The 19,383-nt window shown below is 64.0% G+C and carries 19 protein-coding genes, 1 tRNA gene and 1 pseudogene; 11 read left to right on the forward strand and 10 right to left on the reverse strand.

Annotation, left to right across the window (positions count from 1 at the left end; translation table 11 throughout):
* Positions 1-8 precede the first annotated feature (8 nt).
* The 3 genes from SAMIE_RS05190 to SAMIE_RS05200 all read left to right on the forward strand — a co-directional run bounded on the left by SAMIE_RS05190 (position 9) and on the right by SAMIE_RS05200 (position 1,323).
* The gene (locus SAMIE_RS05190) at positions 9-233 is read left to right on the forward strand and encodes a DUF2274 domain-containing protein (RefSeq protein WP_066699728.1); all 225 of its coding nucleotides are present in this window, start codon (positions 9-11) and stop codon (positions 231-233) included.
* A gap of 407 nt (positions 234-640) precedes the next feature.
* A complete protein-coding gene (locus SAMIE_RS05195; protein WP_066699726.1) occupies positions 641-1,003 on the forward strand; it encodes a type II toxin-antitoxin system RelE/ParE family toxin in 363 nt (120 codons plus the stop codon).
* Positions 1,000-1,323 carry a helix-turn-helix domain-containing protein gene (locus tag SAMIE_RS05200; RefSeq protein ID WP_066699724.1) on the forward strand — a complete coding sequence of 108 codons (324 nt, stop codon included), beginning with the start codon at positions 1,000-1,002 and terminating at the stop codon, positions 1,321-1,323. Before SAMIE_RS05195 ends, SAMIE_RS05200 begins: the two co-directional genes overlap by 4 nt.
* Positions 1,324-1,332: 9 nt before the next feature.
* On the opposite strand, the pseudogene SAMIE_RS05205 reads toward SAMIE_RS05200, so the two are convergent.
* Together SAMIE_RS05205 and SAMIE_RS05210 are read right to left on the reverse strand one after the other, a co-directional pair.
* Positions 1,333-1,482 (reverse strand): annotated as a pseudogene (locus SAMIE_RS05205) (tyrosine-type recombinase/integrase); the annotation flags it as partial.
* Between the two features lie 55 nt (positions 1,483-1,537).
* Positions 1,538-1,909 (reverse strand): CopG family transcriptional regulator, encoded by a 372-nt coding sequence (locus tag SAMIE_RS05210; RefSeq protein ID WP_066699721.1) that lies wholly within the window; start codon positions 1,907-1,909, stop codon positions 1,538-1,540.
* A gap of 48 nt (positions 1,910-1,957) precedes the next feature.
* On the opposite strand from SAMIE_RS05210, the gene SAMIE_RS05215 reads away from it, so the two are divergent.
* Both SAMIE_RS05215 and SAMIE_RS05220 read left to right on the forward strand, forming a co-directional pair.
* Positions 1,958-2,290, forward strand: coding sequence for a hypothetical protein (locus SAMIE_RS05215; RefSeq protein ID WP_232037378.1), 333 nt, complete (start codon positions 1,958-1,960; stop codon positions 2,288-2,290).
* 93 nt (positions 2,291-2,383) lie between these two features.
* Entirely contained in the window at positions 2,384-2,725 is a 342-nt protein-coding gene (locus tag SAMIE_RS05220; protein WP_066699717.1) for a hypothetical protein, read from the forward strand.
* Positions 2,726-2,822: 97 nt separating this feature from the next.
* Here the strand turns inward: SAMIE_RS05220 and SAMIE_RS05225 are convergent, their stop codons facing one another.
* Both SAMIE_RS05225 and SAMIE_RS05230 read right to left on the reverse strand, forming a co-directional pair.
* Complete coding sequence (locus tag SAMIE_RS05225; RefSeq protein ID WP_066699716.1) at positions 2,823-3,860, reverse strand: tyrosine-type recombinase/integrase; 1,038 nt, start codon at positions 3,858-3,860, stop codon at positions 2,823-2,825.
* A gap of 472 nt (positions 3,861-4,332) precedes the next feature.
* Positions 4,333-4,407 (reverse strand) — tRNA-Val (locus SAMIE_RS05230).
* A gap of 129 nt (positions 4,408-4,536) precedes the next feature.
* On the opposite strand from SAMIE_RS05230, the gene SAMIE_RS05235 reads away from it, so the two are divergent.
* Positions 4,537-5,868, forward strand: a complete 1,332-nt coding sequence (locus SAMIE_RS05235) for a dicarboxylate/amino acid:cation symporter (RefSeq protein ID WP_066699715.1) — start codon at positions 4,537-4,539, stop codon at positions 5,866-5,868.
* 4 nt (positions 5,869-5,872) lie between these two features.
* Here the strand turns inward: SAMIE_RS05235 and cpdR are convergent, their stop codons facing one another.
* Entirely contained in the window at positions 5,873-6,250 is a 378-nt protein-coding gene (gene cpdR / locus SAMIE_RS05240) for a cell cycle two-component system response regulator CpdR (protein ID WP_066699713.1), read from the reverse strand.
* Positions 6,251-6,388: 138 nt separating this feature from the next.
* Here cpdR and SAMIE_RS05245 point away from each other — a divergent pair, with 138 nt between their 5' ends.
* Positions 6,389-7,279 (forward strand): N-formylglutamate amidohydrolase, encoded by an 891-nt coding sequence (locus tag SAMIE_RS05245; protein WP_232037379.1) that lies wholly within the window; start codon positions 6,389-6,391, stop codon positions 7,277-7,279.
* Positions 7,280-7,290: 11 nt separating this feature from the next.
* Here the strand turns inward: SAMIE_RS05245 and SAMIE_RS05250 are convergent, their stop codons facing one another.
* Positions 7,291-9,171 (reverse strand): acyltransferase family protein, encoded by a 1,881-nt coding sequence (locus SAMIE_RS05250; RefSeq protein WP_174522213.1) that lies wholly within the window; start codon positions 9,169-9,171, stop codon positions 7,291-7,293.
* 334 nt (positions 9,172-9,505) lie between these two features.
* A complete protein-coding gene (locus SAMIE_RS05255; RefSeq protein ID WP_066699709.1) occupies positions 9,506-10,528 on the reverse strand; it encodes a class 1 fructose-bisphosphatase in 1,023 nt (340 codons plus the stop codon).
* 198 nt (positions 10,529-10,726) lie between these two features.
* Between SAMIE_RS05255 and SAMIE_RS05260 the strand changes: the two genes are divergently transcribed.
* The gene (locus tag SAMIE_RS05260; protein WP_066699708.1) at positions 10,727-11,509 is read left to right on the forward strand and encodes a TerC family protein; all 783 of its coding nucleotides are present in this window, start codon (positions 10,727-10,729) and stop codon (positions 11,507-11,509) included.
* On the opposite strand, the gene SAMIE_RS05265 is transcribed toward SAMIE_RS05260, so the two are convergent.
* Together SAMIE_RS05265 and SAMIE_RS05270 are read right to left on the reverse strand one after the other, a co-directional pair.
* On the reverse strand, positions 11,506-12,267 hold the full coding sequence (locus SAMIE_RS05265; protein ID WP_066699706.1) for an enoyl-CoA hydratase/isomerase family protein: 762 nt from the start codon (positions 12,265-12,267) through the stop codon (positions 11,506-11,508). The genes SAMIE_RS05260 and SAMIE_RS05265 overlap by 4 nt on opposite strands.
* The gene (locus SAMIE_RS05270) at positions 12,264-12,932 is read right to left on the reverse strand and encodes an HAD family hydrolase (protein ID WP_174522212.1); all 669 of its coding nucleotides are present in this window, start codon (positions 12,930-12,932) and stop codon (positions 12,264-12,266) included. The genes SAMIE_RS05265 and SAMIE_RS05270 overlap by 4 nt, the downstream gene beginning before the upstream one ends.
* A 142-nt stretch (positions 12,933-13,074) precedes the next feature.
* Here SAMIE_RS05270 and glmU point away from each other — a divergent pair, with 142 nt between their 5' ends.
* The 3 genes from glmU to glmS all read left to right on the forward strand — a co-directional run bounded on the left by glmU (position 13,075) and on the right by glmS (position 17,162).
* On the forward strand, positions 13,075-14,373 hold the full coding sequence (gene glmU, locus SAMIE_RS05275) for a bifunctional UDP-N-acetylglucosamine diphosphorylase/glucosamine-1-phosphate N-acetyltransferase GlmU (protein WP_232037450.1): 1,299 nt from the start codon (positions 13,075-13,077) through the stop codon (positions 14,371-14,373).
* Entirely contained in the window at positions 14,370-15,233 is an 864-nt protein-coding gene (locus tag SAMIE_RS05280; RefSeq protein ID WP_066699703.1) for a metallophosphoesterase, read from the forward strand. The genes glmU and SAMIE_RS05280 overlap by 4 nt, the downstream gene beginning before the upstream one ends.
* Positions 15,234-15,338: 105 nt before the next feature.
* Positions 15,339-17,162, forward strand: a complete 1,824-nt coding sequence (gene glmS / locus SAMIE_RS05285) for a glutamine--fructose-6-phosphate transaminase (isomerizing) (protein WP_066699701.1) — start codon at positions 15,339-15,341, stop codon at positions 17,160-17,162.
* A 592-nt stretch (positions 17,163-17,754) separates the two neighbouring features.
* Here the strand turns inward: glmS and SAMIE_RS05290 are convergent.
* Complete coding sequence (locus tag SAMIE_RS05290) at positions 17,755-19,368, reverse strand: carbon-nitrogen hydrolase family protein (RefSeq protein WP_066699699.1); 1,614 nt, start codon at positions 19,366-19,368, stop codon at positions 17,755-17,757.
* Positions 19,369-19,383: the final 15 nt, after the last annotated feature.

Genomic DNA, 19,383 nt, shown 5'->3' on the forward strand with positions numbered 1-19,383 from the left:
AGTCGAATATGGCTGATCTGAAACTGCCGCGCATTCCTGATCGAACGCCGGTGAAGTGCACAATTTCGATTCTCCCGCACCTCCATCAGGCAATTGTCGAATATGCGGCGTTGTACAGCCAGACTTACGGAAGGGAGGAGCCCATCACGGAGTTGATACCGGCGATGCTGGAGGCCTTTCTTGAAGGTGATCGAGTATTCGCCAAGCGCAGGAATGGGCCTAAGTCCGGCTGAAACGATCAGTCCGCTAAGCATGTCTGGCGTGGTGACAGCCCTGTCGAGATGAACGCATTTGCAATCAACTGGAGTCTGCCTGCAATCTTTTGCGCACAACAACATTGGCGGTCCATGTGTGGACGGCGATGGCTTCTCGCCATCGTTCCCGAGTTCGTGCGGAGCAGTGGGGGAGAGGGGGCAGCGCCATCCTTTCCTCGACAGAGCAAAGGATCTCGCCGGTGCCGTCGGCACGATCGGGGCAGGGCATCGTCCTGGCCCATGCGCAAGGATCGTCACGCGGCCGGCACGGTGGCTCGGTCGAAGCCGTCAGGCGAAAATAGAGCCGTGCCTGAAAGGCCGCGCCCAAGCCTTATTGATCTGGAAACGGTTTGCGCCTATATTCCTTACGTGGAATACAACTGCCGATGAGCTGGGACGTTGAGAACACCGATGAGTTCGGGGAATGGTTCGGCGATCTGCCCCCTGCCGATCAGGACGCGATCGACTTCACGGTCGATCTGCTGATCGCGCAAGGGCCGAAGCTGCGCTTTCCCCATTCGTCGGGGATCAACAATTCGCGGCACTCGCACATGCGCGAACTGCGAATCCAGAGCGGAGGCAAACCGCTGCGGGTTTTCTACGCCTTCGATCCGCGGCGGTCGGCGATCCTGTTGATCGGAGGCGACAAGACAGGGGACGACCGTTTCTATGAACGGATGATCCCGGTCGCGGACGACCTTTACGACGTATATGTGCAGGAATTGAAAGAGGAAGGATTGATAAAATGAGCGGACATCGCCCGTTTTCCGATCTCAAGAAGGGCTGGAGCGCCGAACGTCTCGCGGAGAACGCAGCGCGTAAGGCCGAAATGATGGCTGAGCTGGTCAGCCTCGAGCAGTTGCGCGAAGGGCTGGGCATTAGCCAGGAGGAGCTTGCGAACGTCATGGACGTGCAGCAGCCCGCCATCTCCAAGCTCGTGCGCCGGCCCGACATGAAGGTCAGCACACTGCGCGAGCTGATCGCGGCGATGGGCGGCGAGTTGCACATTACTGCAACCTTCGCCGGCCGCTCGGTCGAAATCGACAATTTCAAGTCGGCCGCCGTCTGACGGCGTCGGCTAAATCAGCACCCACTTCACCTCGTCCAGCGTCACATCGTTGAGTTGGCGATCGTAGAGCTGGGTGGTGCGGGTCGAGCTATGGTTCGCCATGGTCGCGGCCGTCTCCAGGGTGCCGCCATTCTTCAGATAGGTCGTGATGCCGGTCGCTGCCGCACACCAGGCCAGGAAGTCGTCGTCGGCGCGCGTATAGGCGCGAGCTGGTTCATCCCGCCGCCTTCTCCCACCGCGCCGTGGCAGGGCGCGGACTGCCAAGCTCGCGGCGCAGCTCGGCGAACGCCTCGTCGGCTGGGCGGGCCGATTCCAGTTCGGCCGCCGATGCGTCCAGCATCCGGCCTAGCAGCTCGTCGCGAAGGTCGCGGTGCGGCTCCAGTTCACGAAAGGTTCGCACGATCGCGAATACCGCTTCGGAAGGATCGGCAAATATGCCGCGCTTTATGCGCTCAAGCATCCAGTCGGCCAGCGCCGGGGGTAGATACGCCTCGAAGCGCAGACCGCCCGTGCGGGCTTGGTCGCGCAGAGCCTCGGCTTGGGCACGCTCGGCGGGGTTGTAATAGGGTAGCTCGTCGTCGGTCATGGGGCTCCCTCTTTCGCGGTGGATCTCGGAGCCGCTTAAACGCCTCCAATGAATCTCCGAGAATGTGTGATAAAGGACATTATCATACATATAAGGGTCGTGCGGGCGCATGGGGAAACCTTAGTTGATACCGTTCGCACGGATCTGCGCGAAGAACTGGGGTTCCTGGCGGTCTTCGACCGCGCAATGGCAGGGGTTCGCGTAATCGTCGATATGCAGGACCGTCGCGCCGCATTGCTGATCCGCCTGCTGCTTCAGAACGGCGGAAAGCTGTCCAACAGCAAGCGCAGCCAGTTCGACGAATTGACCGAGGCCGAGATTGCCGCGATGGAGCAAACGGTTCAGCGAGCGATGACTGAAGCGCCAGACATGCGAAATTGATTACCGATATGGGAAAATAATTAAATATCGGGGCCATGATAGAAATTCGATTACAGAAACGTTGGACGCCGGGTTCGGAACGCTGGCCGGTCGATGACCTTCCAGAGCTATTCTATGGCCGTCGCCAACGCCGACGGCCAGCGCCTCCATCATCAAGAGGAAAGCTATGCCGCCGCACTCCGGACAGTCGAGCGTCTGACGCTCGCCGCAGTGGTGGCGGGTGCCGACGAATGGCTCGATCGCTTCGTCAACGAGCGCCTGCTCTCGGAGACGGCGGCGGACCATGCGCTTGCAATCACCAAGGCCTCTTGCCGCCCAGCCAACGCGCAATCGACGCCCTGCTCGGCGGCAACAGGGGACGCGGGTTCCTTGGAGGGGCGGCCAGTGCCGCGAGTGCGAGATACGAGCGTGCCGCACATGCAGCGCACTGGTTAGCGCTCTGCCCTTGTCGATTGGCCTGCTTTCCCTGAGTTGAGAATCCGGAACCACGAATTCCGTCAATTTGCCTTGGACGAAACTTACGTGATCCGCTTCAGCTTAGCTTGTTAATGGACTCGCGCATATGATCCACACTGACGCTTGAATAGCGCTGGACCATGCGCAGCGATTTCCAGCCGCCCATGTTCATGATGGTGATGAGATCTATCCCCGCCATCACGCAATGCGAGGCCCAGTGGTGACGCCAGTCATGAACGGTGAAATCCTCTACTCCCGCGCGCTGGCAGGCGGTGGCGTGCTGATTCTTTATCGGATTGCCGCCAGGGATCTTGGCCTGACGCGTATCCTGATAGGGTTGGCCGAACCGGTTGAGGAAGACATGCCCCTTCGTTGGCTGTCCCCGCTTCTCCCAGATCGGACGTAGCACGTCCATGACGCGAGGATGCATCGGCACGGACCGGATGATGGCATTCTTGCTGTGGTTGAGCCGGATCGACCCTTCGTGCATATCCACGCCGTCGACGCCCCAAGGGATTTGCAGCGCCGTCTGGATGCGCGGGCCGTGGAAGGCAAGCATGGTGATGATCGGCTGTATGTGCGGCGCATAGGCCGCCATCAACCGGTCGCGATCTTCCTTGCTGAGAAAGCGCACACGTTCATTGTTGAACGGAATGGCCTTGATCCGCAGGGGCGGAAGGTCATGCAGGTCGTGATGGACGTTGATCGCCGCCTGAAACACGGCGCGGTAGCGGTCCTGACCCGCCGGATCATGGCCGGTCAGGTAGGCGCGGCGAAAATGCTCCCAGGCTTGTTTGGGCTCGCGCAGGCTGAAGTCTCCGATCAGGCCGTTGAGCTTGCCGATGCGCAGGACGTCCGATGCGCAGGGTGGTCTCGCTTTTGTCAGATAACTTTCAAACGCGTCGGCTATTCTGCCTTGCGCTACGATGGCGGCAGGCCCGAACATCAGCCGGTGTCGCAGCTTCGTCTCATGTTCTGCCATTAGGTGCGCCGCGGCGTCGCGGTCGCTCGTTCCTGAACTGAACTCCTTGACCTCGATATGCTTGTCGCCAAGCGTGACGGTGCCTCGGATGTAATAGACGCCGTTCTTCCCACGGGTGCGGATGGTGAGCATTTTATTTTCCTTTGCCTTTGATCGCACGCCTGAACCCAGCGGATTTCTTTGCCTGCATGATGAGGGCGCGTGCTGTTTCAGGAAGGGCTGGTGCGTTGTGCTACCCAGAGTTTCGCTCCGTGAAGGCGCGGCGGTGCCCGAGCCTGACTTAAGCCGAAGGCGTTTCGCTTCGCGCCAGCGTATGGGTTGCGAGTAAGAATGCTCGGCAGGCTCTGCGTCGGCTGCTGCTGCAAAGCTGCCCTGTTTGGCATCGGCGAAGGGCTATAATTCCCGTTTGCCTGAAGTTGTTTCGGCAGCGTGTGCGACTCGAGAATTCGCTCCCATCGCCCGGCATTTGCATGCCCAGAATTTGCCAAAAGAGACCCGGATTTGCCCAGAATTTGCCCAAAAACTGGTGGGCACGGGCCTGCTTCACGGCCAGTTCCAGGCAAACAAAAACCCCGCAAAACCATTGGTTTTACGGGGTTTTTGATGGTGGGCGTGGCAAGGATTGAACTTGCGACCCCTGCGATGTCAACACAGTGCTCTACCACTGAGCTACACGCCCACTGTGGAGGGGGCCAATAGCCGGGGGAGGGAGGGGGTGCAAGCGGGAAATTGCGCGCCGCCGATATTCTTCTGGACAGAGCGGGGGGCGGTCATATGCTGCGGCGCAAACAGGGGACGCCGGGACATCATGCTGCCATCGCCATCTTCGACCGTGGAGCCTGGGCCGCGTCTGCCCTTTTACAGGCAGCTCTATTTTCAGGTGCTCGCGGCGATCGCGCTGGGCGTGGCGATCGGCCATTTCTTCCCCGACGCGGGCGTGCAGCTCAAGCCTCTGGGCGAAGCCTTCATCAAGCTGGTGAAGATGATCATCGCGCCGGTCATCTTCCTTACCATCGTCACCGGCATCGCGGGAATGAAGGAACTAGGCGCAATCGGGCGTGTGGCCGCCAAGGCATTCGGCTATTTCCTGACCTTCTCGACGCTGGCGCTGATCGTCGGCCTGATCGTCGCCAATGTGGTCCAGCCGGGCGCCGGGCTGAACATCGACCCCGCCAGTCTCGACGCGGGCAAGGTCGCCGATTATGCCCATCAGGCGCATGAGCGCACGCTCACCGGCTTCCTGATGAGCATCATTCCAGCGACGATGGTGTCGGCTGTGGCGGATGGCAACATCCTTCAGGTGCTGTTCGTCGCCATCCTCTTCGGTGTTGCGCTGACGATGATCGGGGAGAAAGCCGCCCCGCTGATGACCGTGCTGGAATCGGCCAGCCATGCCGTGTTCAAGCTGGTGTCGCTGCTGATGAAAGCCGCGCCGCTGGGGGCGTTCGGCGCGATGGCCTTCACCATCGGCGAATATGGGGTGGGCACGCTCGCCAACCTCGCGGGTCTGGTCGCGACCTTCTACCTTACCTCCCTTCTGTTCGTGCTGGTCGTGCTGGGCGCGGTCGGATGGGCGGTGGGGTTCAACATCCTGCACCTCATCCGATACCTCAAGGCTGAACTGCTGCTGGTGCTGGGCACCTCCTCGTCTGAAGCGGCGCTGCCCAGCCTGATCGAGAAGATGGAGCGCGCCGGATGCCGCAAGTCGGTCGTCGGGCTGGTGGTGCCGACGGGATACAGCTTCAACCTTGACGGCACCAATATCTATATGACGCTGGCGGCGCTGTTCATCGCGCAGGCGTGCAATGTGCATATCAGCCTGGAGGAGCAGATCCTGCTGCTGCTGGTCGCGATGGTTTCTTCCAAGGGCGCGGCGGGCGTGACGGGCGCGGGCTTCATCACGCTGGCGGCCACGCTGTCGATCGTGCCGTCGGTGCCGGTGGCGGGCATGACTCTGATTCTTGGCGTCGACCGCTTCATGAGCGAATGCCGCAGCCTTACCAACTTCATCGGCAATGCGGTCGCGACTGTGGTGGTGTCGGCGTGGGAGAAGGGGCTGGACCGGGATCGCTTCAACGCCGCCATGGCGGGCCTGCCGCTCGACCCGACGCCCGACATGCAGGAAGTCGTGCCTGACTGACCGGTTAGCTCAGGCCTGACACGGTCTCGCTGCCGAACATGCGTTCCACTTCCAGCACCAGATCGCGCAGGTGAAACGGCTTGGACAGCACCTTGGCCTGCGGCACCGCCTTACCGGCCTTCAGCGTCACGGCGGCAAATCCGGTGATGAACATGATTCGCATGTCGGGCGCGATCTGGGCCGCATGCTGGGCCAGTTCGATCCCGTCCATTTCCGGCATGACGATGTCGGTCAGCAGCAGGTCGAACTGGTGCGGAGCGAGATAGGGCATCGCCTCGACGCCGCTGGCGACCGCAACCACGTCATATCCCGACCGTTCGAGCGCGCGGGCAAGGTAGGTCCGCATGCTGTCATCGTCTTCCGCCAATAAGATGCGAACCATCGCCCCCACATTCCCGTCATCATGTCCGGCGCGATTCCATCCCCCCTTGGATGGCGCGACGCACCATATTATGCGACAAGGGGTAAATTTTATCCACCCACCAGGGCGCTTTTGATGGCCTGCGGGAAAGGAGCGACGTTGGATCTTCGCGCGCCGCCGGCACCGACGCTGAGCGACCCCTGTTTCGATCTTCATGGATCGGTCGATCCCGACCGGCCCCTGATCCTGTCCGTGCCCCATGCGGGACGCGATTATCCCGACGATCTGATCGCCAGGGCGCGGGTGAAGCCGTCCATCCTGCGCCGGCTCGAAGACCGCTGGGCCGACCTGCTGATCCATCCGCTGCTGGACCGGGGCTTTACCGCCATCGTGGCGAAAGCGCCCCGCGCGATGATCGACCTCAACCGGCATGAGCGGGAAATCGATTCGGGGATGATCGCCGACCTGCCGCATGGCGCGGCCCTGCAAAGCAGCGCCAAGCTGCGCGGCGGGCTGGGCCTCTTCCCCCGCCGCATGCCGGGTGCGTCCGAACTGTGGCAGCGGCCGATGGACTGGAGCGAGGCGCAGCGGCGGATCGACCTGTTCCACCGGCCCTATCACGCGATGCTGGCCCGCCTGATGGCGAATGCCCGGCGAGCGCATGGCCACGCGATCCTGATCGACCTTCATTCCATGCCGCCGCTGCCGCGCGCGGCGGCCAAGGACGTAGTCAGCGTGGTGCTGGGCGACCGGTTCGGGCGGAGCGCATCCAACCGCCTGCTGGCGCTAGCGGCGGAGGTCGCCGGAAGCCGGGGTCTGTCGGTCGGGCAGAACCACCCCTATGCGGGCGATCACATCATCGAGCGGCACGGCAGGCCCGATCACGGGCTGCACGCGATCCAGTTGGAGATCGACCGCGCGCTCTATCTCGATCCGGCGCTCGACCGGCCCGATGTCGGCCTCGCGCGCACGCAGGCGCTGGTGGCGGAAATCGCCGAAGCGCTGTCGGTCGAACTGCCGCGCGCGGGTTATGCGCTGGCGGCGGAGTAGAGCCTAAGAGCCTAGCGGTCGGCGGCGATCACCCGGCGCGCGCCGGTCATGCTGAGATGATGGGAATCGAAATAGAGCGGGCGGCCCGCTTCGAGCAGGTCGCAGCGTTCGCGCGGGCAGAGGATCGCCGTCGCGTCGATCAAATGGACGCCGCGCGCGCGCCAGCGGGAGACGGCGCCACGCAGGTGGATCGTCCGGGCGATAACGTCCGACCGCTCGACGCCAAGCGCTTCCGACAAACGGCCCTGAGCCGCCAGATGCGCCAGACGACGCGGCACGTCGAAGGGCTGGGGCGGAACGGCTCCGATCAGCGTCACGCTGCGCCCCTCGCTCCTGATCGCTACGATGGTGCGGTCCAGCTTTGCGACGAAGGCGGGGTCGTCGAAGCGGCCGTTGGCCCAGAAAGCGGCGAGATACACGTGGCGGATGCCCCGGTCGGCGCGGATCGCATCGAGGGCGGCGCGGTTGGCGGCGGCGCAGCGCGGATCGGTGGCGTCATAGCCGATCACAGGCGGACAACTGGAGGTCGTGCGCTCGACCAGCGCGCGCCCCTCGCGGCGCAGTTTTTCCGACAGGGCGTAGGAAAGCTCGACGCCATGGCTGTCGCCCCAGAGCATCGTGTCTGGGCGTGCCCGCGCGCCCAGAATGCAGGGCCGCTCGCCGCGCAGGCTGTTGTCGTGGCACTGGCCCCTCGCCGGGCTGACATCGTGCCGGGCGGCGAGAAGCCGGAGCGCCTCGGGCCTGAAACGCGATGGCCACCCGCCCTGCGCCATCAGCGCCAGCGAGGCGGCGGCGATCAGCAGGGTGGCCGCTGCCGTGAAGGAGAAGATGGCTTTGGCCGAAAAGCGCGCAGGGTCACGGAACGGGCGCTCGACGAAGCGCCACGACAGGATGGCCGCGACGAAGGACGCGGCGGTCACGCTCGTGCGCGTCCCGCCTGACAGGGGCAGGTCGGTGACGTATTCGGTGAAGACGATCAGCGGCCAGTGCCACAGATAGAGGGAATAGGAGATCAGGCCGATCCCGACCAGCAGCCGCATCGACAGCAACCGGCCGACGCTGGTTCCGGGCGCCGCGTAGAGCATGGCGGCGGCCCCGAGCACCGGGGGCAGCGCGGTGATGCCGGGAAAGATCGTGGTGCGATCATAGCAAAAGACCGCGAAGGCGACGGCGGCCAGTCCGCCCCATGCGATCGCTTCCCGCAGCCACCGCACGCGCACCGCCGGAATGGCTCCCAGCGCGAGCAGCGCGCCCGCGAACAGCTCCCACGCGCGGGTGGGGAGCAGATAGAAGGTGAAGCCGCTCGTGTCCCGCTGCATCAGGATCGCCAGCGTCAGTGAAATCAGGGCTATTCCGCCGACGACCGCTACCCGACCGCGCGGAGCGAAGCGTGCCAGCAGCATCAGCAGGATGGGGAAGCCGATATAATATTGCTCTTCGACCGCCAGCGACCAGGTGTGAAGCAGCGGCTTCACGTCCGCGCCCCCGGCGAAATAGCCGGTGTCGGTGAAGAACCAGAGGTTCGACGCAAAGGCGCTGGCCGCCAGCGCGGAGCGGGGCACACCCTCCAGATCGCCGGGGAAGTAGAGCCACGCGCTTGCGGCGAGCACGGCGAGGATCATCGTGCTCAGCGCCGGGACGATGCGCCGGAAGCGCCGCTCGTAGAATCGCAGGATCGAAAAGCGGCCTGCGTCGATTTCCCGTGCGATGATGCCGGTAATCAGAAAGCCTGAAATCACGAAAAATATGTCGACGCCGACATAGCCGCCCGAAAAGCCCGGAACATGGGCGTGAAACAGGAGCACCGGCAGAATCGCGACCGAACGCAGGCCGTCGACATCGCGGCGATAGCGAATCGCGGACAGGGGATCGGGGCGGGCAGGGCCGTGCATCGGCCCGCCCTAGCGCCAAAGCCCTGACATTTGATTGATCGCGCGACCGGTCCGCTTATGACGATTGCACGTAACGCAATCGTCCTTTCGCCCTTCGCATTTGCGAAAGATCGCCGATCCCCGCAAAAGAGGTGTGCCTTTCAGGCATCCTCTCCTAAAAACTTTCAGGCTGGTCTTCGGATCAGCCTTTTTTTTGTCATCGCTCTGGTCTAGGAAAGTCGGGCCGATGGCGCGCCATTAAAACAGTTTCTGGAGAGGAGCCGCCGGTCGAACCGGCAGGCGCGACATGGCTGGGGGATGGAGCGCCGCAAAGGCGCTCTCCCCCATTTTTGTTTCAACCGGCCAGAGGTTCCGTTTCGCGGGCATAGCCGACGATCGCCTCGACCTCCGCCTTGTCGCCCAGCACCACGCCGACCCGCTGGTGCAGCCCCTTCGGCTCTACGTCCATGATCGAAATGAAGCCGTCGGTTGCGGCGCCGCCTGCCTGCTCGATCAGATAGGCCATGGGGTTGGCCTCATACATCAGGCGCAGCTTGGCCTTGCCCGGATTGCGGTGGTCGTAGGGATACATGAAGACGCCGCCGCGCTTCAGGATACGGTGCACGTCCGCGACCATGGAGGCGGTCCAGCGCATGTTATAATCCTTGCCGCACGGTCCCTGCGCCCCGAGCACGCGCTCGTCGATATAGCGGGTGACGGCGGGCGACCACTGGCGGCGGTTCGACATGTTGATCGCGAATTCGCATTTGCCCTGCGGCATCTTCATGTCCGGATCGGTCATGACCCAGCTTCCGACTTCCCGGTCCAGCGTGAATTCATAGACCCCCGTGCCGACGCTCAGCACCAGCAGCGTCTGCGGCCCGTAAATGGCATAGCCCGCCGCGACCTGCTGCCGCCCGTCCTGAAGGAAATCCTCTTCCGTCACGTCGCGGCCCGCGCAGGCTTCCGGCGCTTTCAGCACCGAGAAGATGGTGCCGACGGAAAGGTCCACGTCGATATTGCTCGATCCGTCGATGGGATCGAACAGCATCAGATATTCGCCCTTGGGGTAGCGGTTGGGGATGGGATAGATGGTCTCCATCTCCTCCGACGCCATCGCGGCGAGATGCCCGCCCCATTCGTTCGCATCGAGCAGCAGTTCGTTGGCGATCACGTCCAGCTTCTTCTGCACCTCGCCCTGCACATTCTCGCTGTCGAGGCTGCCGAGCACTTCGCCGAGCGCGCCCTTGCTCACCGCATGGCTGATCGTCTTGCAGGCGCGCGCGACCGTTTCGATCAGCAGGCGCAGTTCGCCGGGCAGCGCATTGGCCTGCCGCTGCTGTTCGATCAGGAAACGGGTCAGGGTGGTGCGGGACATGACGGGCCTTTCGCAAGCGGGTTCGGGATGAGGCTTTGGCGACTTCGCTAGGGGAGCCGCCGCGGCTAGTCCAGCGCAAGCCGCGCCATTTCGTGCCATGATGGCGATGTCCTGTGACAAATTATGTCTGCGGGAACCGGTGGGCAAAGATTCCGTTTCGATAGCGTGCCGATATTTCGGCCTCATGCGGGGACTTTCATGGACAGCCTTATCGCCGCCTTCACCGATCCCACGGCCATCGCCGCGCTCATTGCGCTGGTGGTGATGGAAGTGGTGCTGGGCATCGACAATCTCGTTTTCATCTCGATCCTGACGAACAAGCTGCCCGAAGCGCAGCGGCCCAGGGCGCGGCGGATCGGTATTGGCCTCGCGCTCGGCATGCGGCTGGTGCTGCTGTCGATGATCGCATGGCTCGTGGGTCTGACACAGACGGTGATCGACCTCGGTATCAGCGGACCGCTGGACCAGCATGGCGCACCGACCTTCGAGACTGCGCTGTCGTGGCGCGACCTCATTCTGATCGCGGGCGGGCTGTTCCTCATCTGGAAGGCGACGAAGGAAATCCATCATAATGTCGATCCCGCGGGCGGCGACGATGTGCTGGACAGCAAGAGCGTCGTAACCATGAGCTTCGGCAGCGCAATCGTGCAGATCATCCTGCTCGACATGATCTTCTCGCTCGATTCGATCCTGACGGCGGTCGGCATGACGGACAATCTGGCGGTGATGGTGATCGCCGTCATCGTAGCGGTGACGGTCATGATGATCGCCGCCGATCCACTGGCGAACTTCATCGCGCGCAATCCGACCGTGGTGATGCTGGCCCTCGGCTTCCTGCTGATGATCGGCGCGGTGCTGATCGCCGACGGCTTCGGCGTGCATGTGCCCAAGGGATATATCTACGCGGCGATGGCCTTTTCTACGCTGGTCGAGGTGCTCAACATCTTCGCCCGCAAGGCGAAGGCGCGGAAGGGCGGCTAGAAGTCCGGCCGCCGCTTTTCGCGGAAGGCCGCCACGCCCTCGGCAAAGTCGGGCAGGGTGAAGGCGTCGCGAAACAGGGCCAGCGTCGTCGCGTCGTCATCCGCCTGCCCGTCGAGGATGCGCCGGACGATGGCCTTGGACGCACGGACGCTGTGCTGCGCATTGGCGGCGATGGTGCGGGCGAGCGTGTCGGCGGCGGCGAGCGGATCGGGCGCGATCTCGTCGACAAGGCCGATGGCGAGCGCCTGATCGGCGTCATGGAGCGTGCCGGTAAACAGGATGCGCTTGGCGCGCGCCGGGCCGACCAGATCGACCAGCAGCTTTGTGTCGAACAGCGAATAGACGATGCCGAGCTTTGCCGGGGTAATGCCCAGCCGCGCGGCGGGCGCAGCGATCCGCAGGTCACAGGCGATGGCAAGCCCGCACCCGCCTCCCACGCAGTCGCCGTCGATGGCGGCGATCACGGGCTTTTCTGCGTGGGCGAGCGCATATTGGCTGGCGCGGATCGCGGCCTGATTGGCGATGCGCCATTCTTCGTCGCCGGAGCAGGCGGCGAACTCGTCTATGTCCGCCCCCGCACAGAACAGGCCGGGCGTCGCGGAAGCGAGGATGAGGACGCGCACGCCATCGTCCGCCATGGCCTCCTCGACCAGCAGCGGCAGTTGCTGCCACATCGCCTGATTCATGGCGTTGCGCCGCTGCGGCCGGTCGATCAGCAGGCGGGCGACCGCGCCGTCCCGCTCAAGCCGCACCGTCATGACGGCCAGCGCTCCAGCATCGGCATCAGCTCATCGAAATGGTGGATCACCGCGTCGGCCTCCAGATTTTCGACCGGCCCGTCGAGGAAGCCGAAGCTGACGGCGATATTCGCGATGCCCGCATTTTTCGCTCCGGCGATGTCGTTGATCGTGTCGCCCAGAAACACCGTGCGCCCCCCGCCGGCGCGTTCGATCATGGCGTGGATCGGCGCGGGGTCGGGCTTGGCGACACCCACCGTGTCACCGCCTACGATGCTGGCGAAGCGATCCGACAGCCCGAGCTGGTGCATCAGCGGTATGGTAAAGCGCTCCGCCTTGTTGGTGCAGATCGCCAGCCGCACGCCCCGCGCGTCGAGCGCGTCGAGCGCCTCGACAAGACCCGGATAGGGGACCGAATGGAGCGCCAGATTCTGCTGATAATAATCGAGCAGGATCGGCAGCAGCATCTCCAGCAGCGCTGCGTCATAACCGCCCGAAGCGTCGAGCGCACGCTCTAGCATCACTTTCGCGCCTTTGCCGACGAAAGGGCGGATGTCGGCGACAGGAAAGGGCGCGCGTCCCACCGTGCCGATGGCGTGGTTTACGGCGGCGGCGAGGTCGCCGCTGGTGTCGATGAGCGTGCCGTCAAGGTCGAAGCCCACGATGTCGAAAGGGATGCTGGCCATGGGCTGCCCATGCCGCGATCCCGGTGGCAATGGCAAGGCAAACATGGCACAGAGCGCGCAGTTCTGACCATCCCGAGGTATCGTCGTGACCGCCCACCGCCCGCTTGCCGTCATCATCCTTGCCGCGGGGCAGGGCACGCGGATGAAGTCGGGCCTTCACAAGGTGCTGCATCCCGTGGCGGGCCGCCCGATGCTGCTGCACCTGCTGGCGAGCGTCGGCACGCTGGAGCCGGAGCGGCAGGTGGTGGTCGTCGGCGCAGGCCGCGATCAGGTGGAGCGGGCGGTCGCGGGCACCGGCGCGGTGATCGCGGTGCAGGACCGGCAACTGGGCACGGGGCATGCCGTCGCGCAGGCGCATGATGCGCTGGCGGGCTTTGCGGGCGATGTGCTGATCCTCTACGGCGACGTGCCGCTGGTGCGTCCCGAAACCATGCGCGCGATGCTGGATCGGCTGAGCCGGGGCGACGAGCCGCGCGCAGTGGTGCTGGGCTTCCGCCCCGACGATGCCGCCGCCTATGGCCGCGTCGTCGCGGACGGGCAGGGCATCATCGAAAAGATGGTGGAATATAAGGACGCGAGCGAGGCCGAGCGCGCCGTCACCCTGTGCAACAGCGGCCTGATGGCGGTGCGCTCGACCGACCTGTTCGTGCTGCTCGACCGCATCGGCAACGACAATGCGGCGGGTGAATATTATCTCCCCGATATCGTGATGCTGCCCGGCGGCCAGAGCGCGGTGATCGAGACCGAGGCGTGGGAAGTCGCGGGCGTCAACAGCCGCATCGAACTGGCCGGGGTGGAGGCGATGTGGCAGGCGCGTCGCAGGCTCGACGCGATGCGCGAGGGCGTGACGCTGATCGCGCCGGACACCGTGTTTTTCAGCCACGATACCGTGCTGGGCCGCGACGTCGTAGTGGAGCCGAACGTGGTGTTCGGTCCCGGCGTCACTGTTTCCGACGATGTGACGATCCACGCCTTCTCCCATCTGGAAGGCGCAAGGATCGAGAGCGGCGCGGAGATCGGTCCATACGCCCGGCTGCGTCCCGGCGCGGAGATCGGCCGCAAGGCCAAGGTCGGCAATTTCGTCGAAGTGAAGAAATCCCGACTGGAGGAAGGGGCGAAGGCCAATCACCTTTCCTACATCGGCGACGCGCATGTGGGCGCTGGCGCGAATATCGGTGCGGGCACGATCACCTGCAATTATGACGGCTTCCTCAAATATCGCACGGAAATCGGCGCGGGCGCCTTCATCGGCTCGAACAGCGCGCTGGTCGCTCCGGCGAGTATCGGCGCAGGCGCGATTGTGGCGGCGGGCAGCGTGGTGACCAAGCCGGTCGAGGCGGACGCGCTCTGCCTCGTGCGGCCGGAGCAGGTGGAAAAGCCCGGCTGGGCCGCGCGGTTCCGCGAGACGATGAAAGCGAAAAAGGCCGCCGCGAAAGCATGAGCTTCCTTCGCCGTCATCCCTGGCTGACGGGGCTGCTATGTCTGCTGCTCGCGATCCCGGCATTCCTCGGCTGGCTGATCTTCAATGCGAGGGCGATGCCGATGGTGCGCCGCGCCGAAGTCGCGCTGCCCTTCCCGGAGGGCGCGCCGCGCAGGCCCGTGACCGTTGCGCTGATGACCGACACGCACATGTCCGGCCCGGACAACAGCCCGGAGCGGATGGCGCGCATTGTGGCGCAGATCAACGCGCTCAAACCCGACCTCATCCTGCTGGGCGGCGATTATATGGGCGATGGGAAGGGCGCAGCCACTTATGGCGCGTTCGCCAGCATCGAACCGTTCGCAAAGCTGCGCGCGCCGCTGGGCGTGGTGGCCGTGCTCGGCAATCATGACGCCAAAAGCCGCAAGAATCGCTGGCCCTTCAGCGACAGCGAATGGACGGAGAAATTCGCGTCGCTCGGCATCACCCTGCTTCAGAACGGCGCGGTGCGACGCGGGCCTCTGGCGATTGGCGGCCTCAAAGACCCCTATACAAGGTGGCCCGACATCGACGCGACGATGGCGGCGATGGAGAAGGTCGGCGGCGCGCCGGTCGTGCTGGCGCATGGGCCGGATATTTTTCCGCCGCTGCCCGACCGGCCGCTGCTGACGCTGGTGGGGCACACCCATTGCGGACAGATCGCCTTCCCCTTCTGGGGCGTCACCTACGTGCCGTCGAAATATGGGACGCGCTACGCCTGCGGCATCTATCGCGAAGGCGGCAAGACGCTGATCGTCTCCGGCGGCGTCGGCACCAGCGGCGTGCCGTTCCGGATGCTCGCGCCGCCCGACATCTGGCTGGTAACAATCCGCCCTCTATGACGGTTTTTTCATGCACAGCCCATGGCGCGGCGGCGGAAGCATCATTAATGGCATGATAAAGCGCGGCTATAGAGACACGCTTCCATACGGACGGGACTTTCCTTCATGTGCGGCATTATCGGGATTATCGGCAAGGATGACGTGGCGGACCGGCTGGTCGACGGTCTCAAGCGCCTCGAATATCGCGGATACGACAGCGCGGGCGTGGCGACGATCCATGACGGCGCGATCGAACGCCGCCGGGCCGAGGGGAAGCTCAGCAATCTTGTGAAGGAACTCGCTGCCGAGCCGCTGCCCGGCACCACCGGCATCGCGCATACCCGCTGGGCGACGCACGGTGCGCCCACGACCACCAATGCGCATCCCCATGCGACGCGCGAGGTCGCGCTGGTCCACAATGGCATCATCGAGAATTTCAAGCCGCTGCGTGAGGAACTGATCGCGCGGGGCCGCATCTTCGACAGCCAGACCGACACGGAGGTCGTCGCCCACCTCGTCAGCGAGAAGGTGGAGCAGGGCGCGTCCCCGGTCGAGGCCGTGCGCGACGTGCTGCCGCGCCTGCATGGCGCCTTCGCGCTCGCCATCGCCTTCCGCAGCCATCCCGATCTGTTGATCGGCGCCCGGCTCGGGTCGCCGCTGGTGGTGGGCTATGGGGAGGGCGAGACCTTTCTCGGGTCGGACGCGCTGGCGCTCGCCCCTCTGACGCAGAGGATCGCCTATCTGGAAGAAGGTGACTGGGTCGTCATCACCAAGGACGGCGCGGAGATTTTCGACAGGGACAACAACCCTGTCGAGCGCCCCGTGACCATCAGCGGCGTGTCCGGCGCGATGATCGACAAGGGCAATCATCGCCACTTCATGCAGAAGGAAATCTACGAGCAGCCGGTGGTCGTCGCCCAGACGCTCAAGGCCTATCTGCAGCGGATGGACGACCGCGTGTCGCTGCCGATCCCGGACTTCGACCTGTCGGCGATCCGCCGCGTCACCATCGTCGCGTGCGGCACCAGCTATTATGCCGGGATGGTCGCAAAATACTGGTTCGAACAGTTCGCGCGCGTGCCCGTCGACATCGACGTGGCCAGCGAATTCCGTTACCGCGCGCCGGTGATGGAGGATGGCGGGCTGATGATCGTCATCAGCCAGTCGGGCGAGACCGCCGACACGCTCGCCGCGCTGCGCCATGCGCGCGAGGAGGGGCAGAAGATCGCCGCCGTCGTCAACGTGCCGACCAGCACCATGGCGCGGGAAGCGGACCTGCTGCTTCCCACCAACGCCGGGCCGGAGATCGGCGTCGCATCGACCAAGGCCTTCACCTGCCAGCTCGCGGTGCTGGCCGCCTTCGCCGCCAACCTTGCCCGCGCCAAGGGGCGGCTCGACGCGAAGGCGGAGAAGGAACTGGTCCGCCACCTCGCCGAAGCCCCGGCCGCGATCAACGGCGCGCTCGCCTACGACGAGGCGATTGAGGCGATGGCGCATCACATCGTGCCTGCGCGCGACGTGCTCTATCTGGGGCGCGGCACCGACTATCCGCTGGCGTTGGAAGGGGCGCTCAAGCTCAAGGAAATCAGTTACATCCACGCCGAAGGCTATGCCGCGGGCGAGATGAAGCATGGCCCCATCGCCCTGATCGACGAACTGGTGCCGGTGATCGTGATCGCGCCGTCAGGCCCGCTGTTCGAAAAGACCGTCAGCAACATGCAGGAAGTGCAGGCGCGCGGCGGCAAGGTGGTGCTGATCTCCGACTATGACGGGGTGCAGGCGGCGGGCGAGGGGTGCCTCGCCACCATCACCATGCCCAAGGTCCACCCGCTGATCGCGCCGATGGTCTATGCCGTGCCGGTGCAGTTGCTGGCGTACCATGTCGCGGTGCTGAAGGGCACGGACGTGGACCAGCCGAGGAATCTGGCGAAGTCTGTGACGGTGGAGTGAGGCGCGAGAACGGTTTCGTTGCGACCGGTAGCCGAGGTCAACAAATTTCGCCTTTTGAAGCAGCGAATTAGCGATCGTCTCCGACTTGCAAGGACAGCATAGGGTCCGAAACGGATGCAACCGGTAGCGGATAGCTGGCCCAAACTACCTGCCCCTCTTGTGCCCGCTTAGAAAAATATACGACCCACCGATCGCCCGGCCGAGGCGGAACATATCCTTCATCGCAAGCAGAAGATCCCCAGCCGCGATCAAAACTGACTGTATCCGCTCCATAAGACCCACGCACTACGCGATCTATTGTTGCGGTGGCGATCCATGGATGGGCATCTGCGAAAGGTTGGCGGATAAATTTTGTCGTTTTGATTGTGACCAAGGCAGCGCTCGAGATCGCGCCTGACCTGTAGCCATCTTTCAATTTTTCTTCCGGAGATCGGACAACGCGACAAGCATCGCCCGATGTTGCGATGGCAAGTGCCGGTAACGAAACAAGAGCAAAAAGAGCACGCATCATAAACCTCAGGCTCGCAGTCCGATGGTCCGCCTTGGCTTATGTTTCGTCTAAATGCGGCTCGTTCGCAATCCACGCATCCGTTCACCCGCCCCCCGGCGAATTATGCCCGCCCGCCGGCACCGGGCCTCCGCTCGGCGCGTGGCCGTGGTCGGGGTTGCTGTCCCAGTCGATATGGTAGAGGTCGAAGCGGCGGTCGCGAAGGTTGCGGACGGTGCCTTCGGCGCGCGCCCAGCTCAGGTCCGCGAGGTTCACGTCCGCCATCGTCAGCGTCTCGACATTCTCGGTCGATTCCGCCGCGATCCCGTCCCGCGCGAAGGGCAGGTCGCACGGGGTCAGGATCGCGCTTTGGGCGTATTGGATGTCCATATTGTCGACGTTGGGCAGATTGCCGACATTGCCGGACATGACGACATAGCACTGGTTCTCGATGGCGCGGGCCTGCGCGCAGTAGCGCACGCGCATGTAGCCGAGGCGAGAGTCGGTGCAGAAGGGCACGAAGATGATGCGCGCGCCCTGATCGACCAGCCGCCGCGCCAGTTCGGGAAATTCGCTGTCGTAGCAGATGAGGACGCCGATGGGGCCGCAGTCGGTCTGGATGACGTCGAGCGCGTCGCCGCCCTTGATGTTCCACCAGAAGGCTTCGTTGGGCGTCGGGTGGATCTTCTCCTGCGTATGCACCGATCCGTCGCGCAGGGCGACATAGGCGATGTTCTGGATGTCGCCATCGTCGGCGCGGGTAGGGTGGGAGCCGCCGATGATGTTGATATTATATTCCAGCGCCATCCGCGTCAGTTCCTTCGTCAGGCGCGGGGTGTAGCCGGTCAGCTTGTCGATGGCCTCGACCGGCGACAGCTTCTTCTGCTCGAAGGAGAGGAGGGGGAGGGTGAAAAGCTCCGGGAAAACGATGAAGTCGGAGCGATAATCGGCCGCGACATCGACGAAATATTCGATGTTGCGGATGAATTCGTCGAAGTCCTGCACCGCGCGCGCCTGAAGCTGGCAGGTGGCGAGGCGGACGCTTTCCACGCCGCGCGGCACCCGCATTTCGGGGGCTTCGTCCGGGTCGACATAGGGGTTGCGCCAGACGAGGTGAGCGGCGTGTCCGTCCGACTGCCTGTCTTCGGGTAGATAGTTTTCGAGGACGCCCAGCGGCTCGAACTGGTTCTTGAGCTGGAAGCTGATGACCTGATCGCGCAGCTTGCCCTGGATCACCTTGTCCAGATAATCCTGAGGACTGCCCGCGCGCCGCTTGGCCCGTGCGTAACCCGGCATCCGGCCTGCAATGACGATGCCGTGCAGGTCCAGTTCCTCGGCCAGTTCCTTTCGCTCATCATAGAGCCGCTGGCCGATGCGGAGACCGCGCAGCTTGGGATCGACCGCCATCTCATAGCCGTAAAGCCACTCGCCCGCCGCGCTGTGCCGCGTGCCGAAGCCGTTGGCGGTGATCTCCTCCCAGTCATGATGGGAAAAGGCCATGCCCTTGCTGACCCGCATCGTCGCGCAATAGCCCACGACCCGCCCGTCATAGAGCGCCACGAAACAGCCGCCGGGGAAATTGTTGATCTGGCCCCGGATTGTCGCCAGCGAATAGTTGGGCATGCCGGGATAGGCGCGGGCGATCAGCCGCTGGATGCCGCGCGCATCGGCGGGCGTCGCGGCGCGGGTTTCGAGGCGCTTCTTACCGGTGGTCGTCATCAGGCGTTCCGCTGT

Origin of the sequence: Sphingobium amiense, from assembly GCF_003967075.1 — a bacterium.
Lineage (GTDB): Bacteria > Pseudomonadota > Alphaproteobacteria > Sphingomonadales > Sphingomonadaceae > Sphingobium > Sphingobium amiense.

Coding starts and splice junctions, on each gene's coding strand:
- SAMIE_RS05190 (WP_066699728.1), top strand. CDS start 9: ATGGCTGATCTGAAACTGCCGCGCATTCCTGATCGAACGCCGGTGAAG.
- SAMIE_RS05195 (WP_066699726.1), top strand. CDS start 641: ATGAGCTGGGACGTTGAGAACACCGATGAGTTCGGGGAATGGTTCGGC.
- SAMIE_RS05200 (WP_066699724.1), top strand. CDS start 1,000: ATGAGCGGACATCGCCCGTTTTCCGATCTCAAGAAGGGCTGGAGCGCC.
- SAMIE_RS05210 (WP_066699721.1), bottom strand. CDS start 1,909: ATGACCGACGACGAGCTACCCTATTACAACCCCGCCGAGCGTGCCCAA.
- SAMIE_RS05215 (WP_232037378.1), top strand. CDS start 1,958: ATGAATCTCCGAGAATGTGTGATAAAGGACATTATCATACATATAAGG.
- SAMIE_RS05220 (WP_066699717.1), top strand. CDS start 2,384: ATGACCTTCCAGAGCTATTCTATGGCCGTCGCCAACGCCGACGGCCAG.
- SAMIE_RS05225 (WP_066699716.1), bottom strand. CDS start 3,860: ATGCTCACCATCCGCACCCGTGGGAAGAACGGCGTCTATTACATCCGA.
- SAMIE_RS05235 (WP_066699715.1), top strand. CDS start 4,537: ATGCTGCCATCGCCATCTTCGACCGTGGAGCCTGGGCCGCGTCTGCCC.
- cpdR (WP_066699713.1), bottom strand. CDS start 6,250: ATGGTTCGCATCTTATTGGCGGAAGACGATGACAGCATGCGGACCTAC.
- SAMIE_RS05250 (WP_174522213.1), bottom strand. CDS start 9,171: ATGCACGGCCCTGCCCGCCCCGATCCCCTGTCCGCGATTCGCTATCGC.
- SAMIE_RS05255 (WP_066699709.1), bottom strand. CDS start 10,528: ATGTCCCGCACCACCCTGACCCGTTTCCTGATCGAACAGCAGCGGCAG.
- SAMIE_RS05260 (WP_066699708.1), top strand. CDS start 10,727: ATGGACAGCCTTATCGCCGCCTTCACCGATCCCACGGCCATCGCCGCG.
- SAMIE_RS05265 (WP_066699706.1), bottom strand. CDS start 12,267: ATGACGGTGCGGCTTGAGCGGGACGGCGCGGTCGCCCGCCTGCTGATC.
- SAMIE_RS05270 (WP_174522212.1), bottom strand. CDS start 12,932: ATGGCCAGCATCCCTTTCGACATCGTGGGCTTCGACCTTGACGGCACG.
- glmU (WP_232037450.1), top strand. CDS start 13,075: ATGAAGTCGGGCCTTCACAAGGTGCTGCATCCCGTGGCGGGCCGCCCG.
- SAMIE_RS05280 (WP_066699703.1), top strand. CDS start 14,370: ATGAGCTTCCTTCGCCGTCATCCCTGGCTGACGGGGCTGCTATGTCTG.
- glmS (WP_066699701.1), top strand. CDS start 15,339: ATGTGCGGCATTATCGGGATTATCGGCAAGGATGACGTGGCGGACCGG.
- SAMIE_RS05290 (WP_066699699.1), bottom strand. CDS start 19,368: ATGACGACCACCGGTAAGAAGCGCCTCGAAACCCGCGCCGCGACGCCC.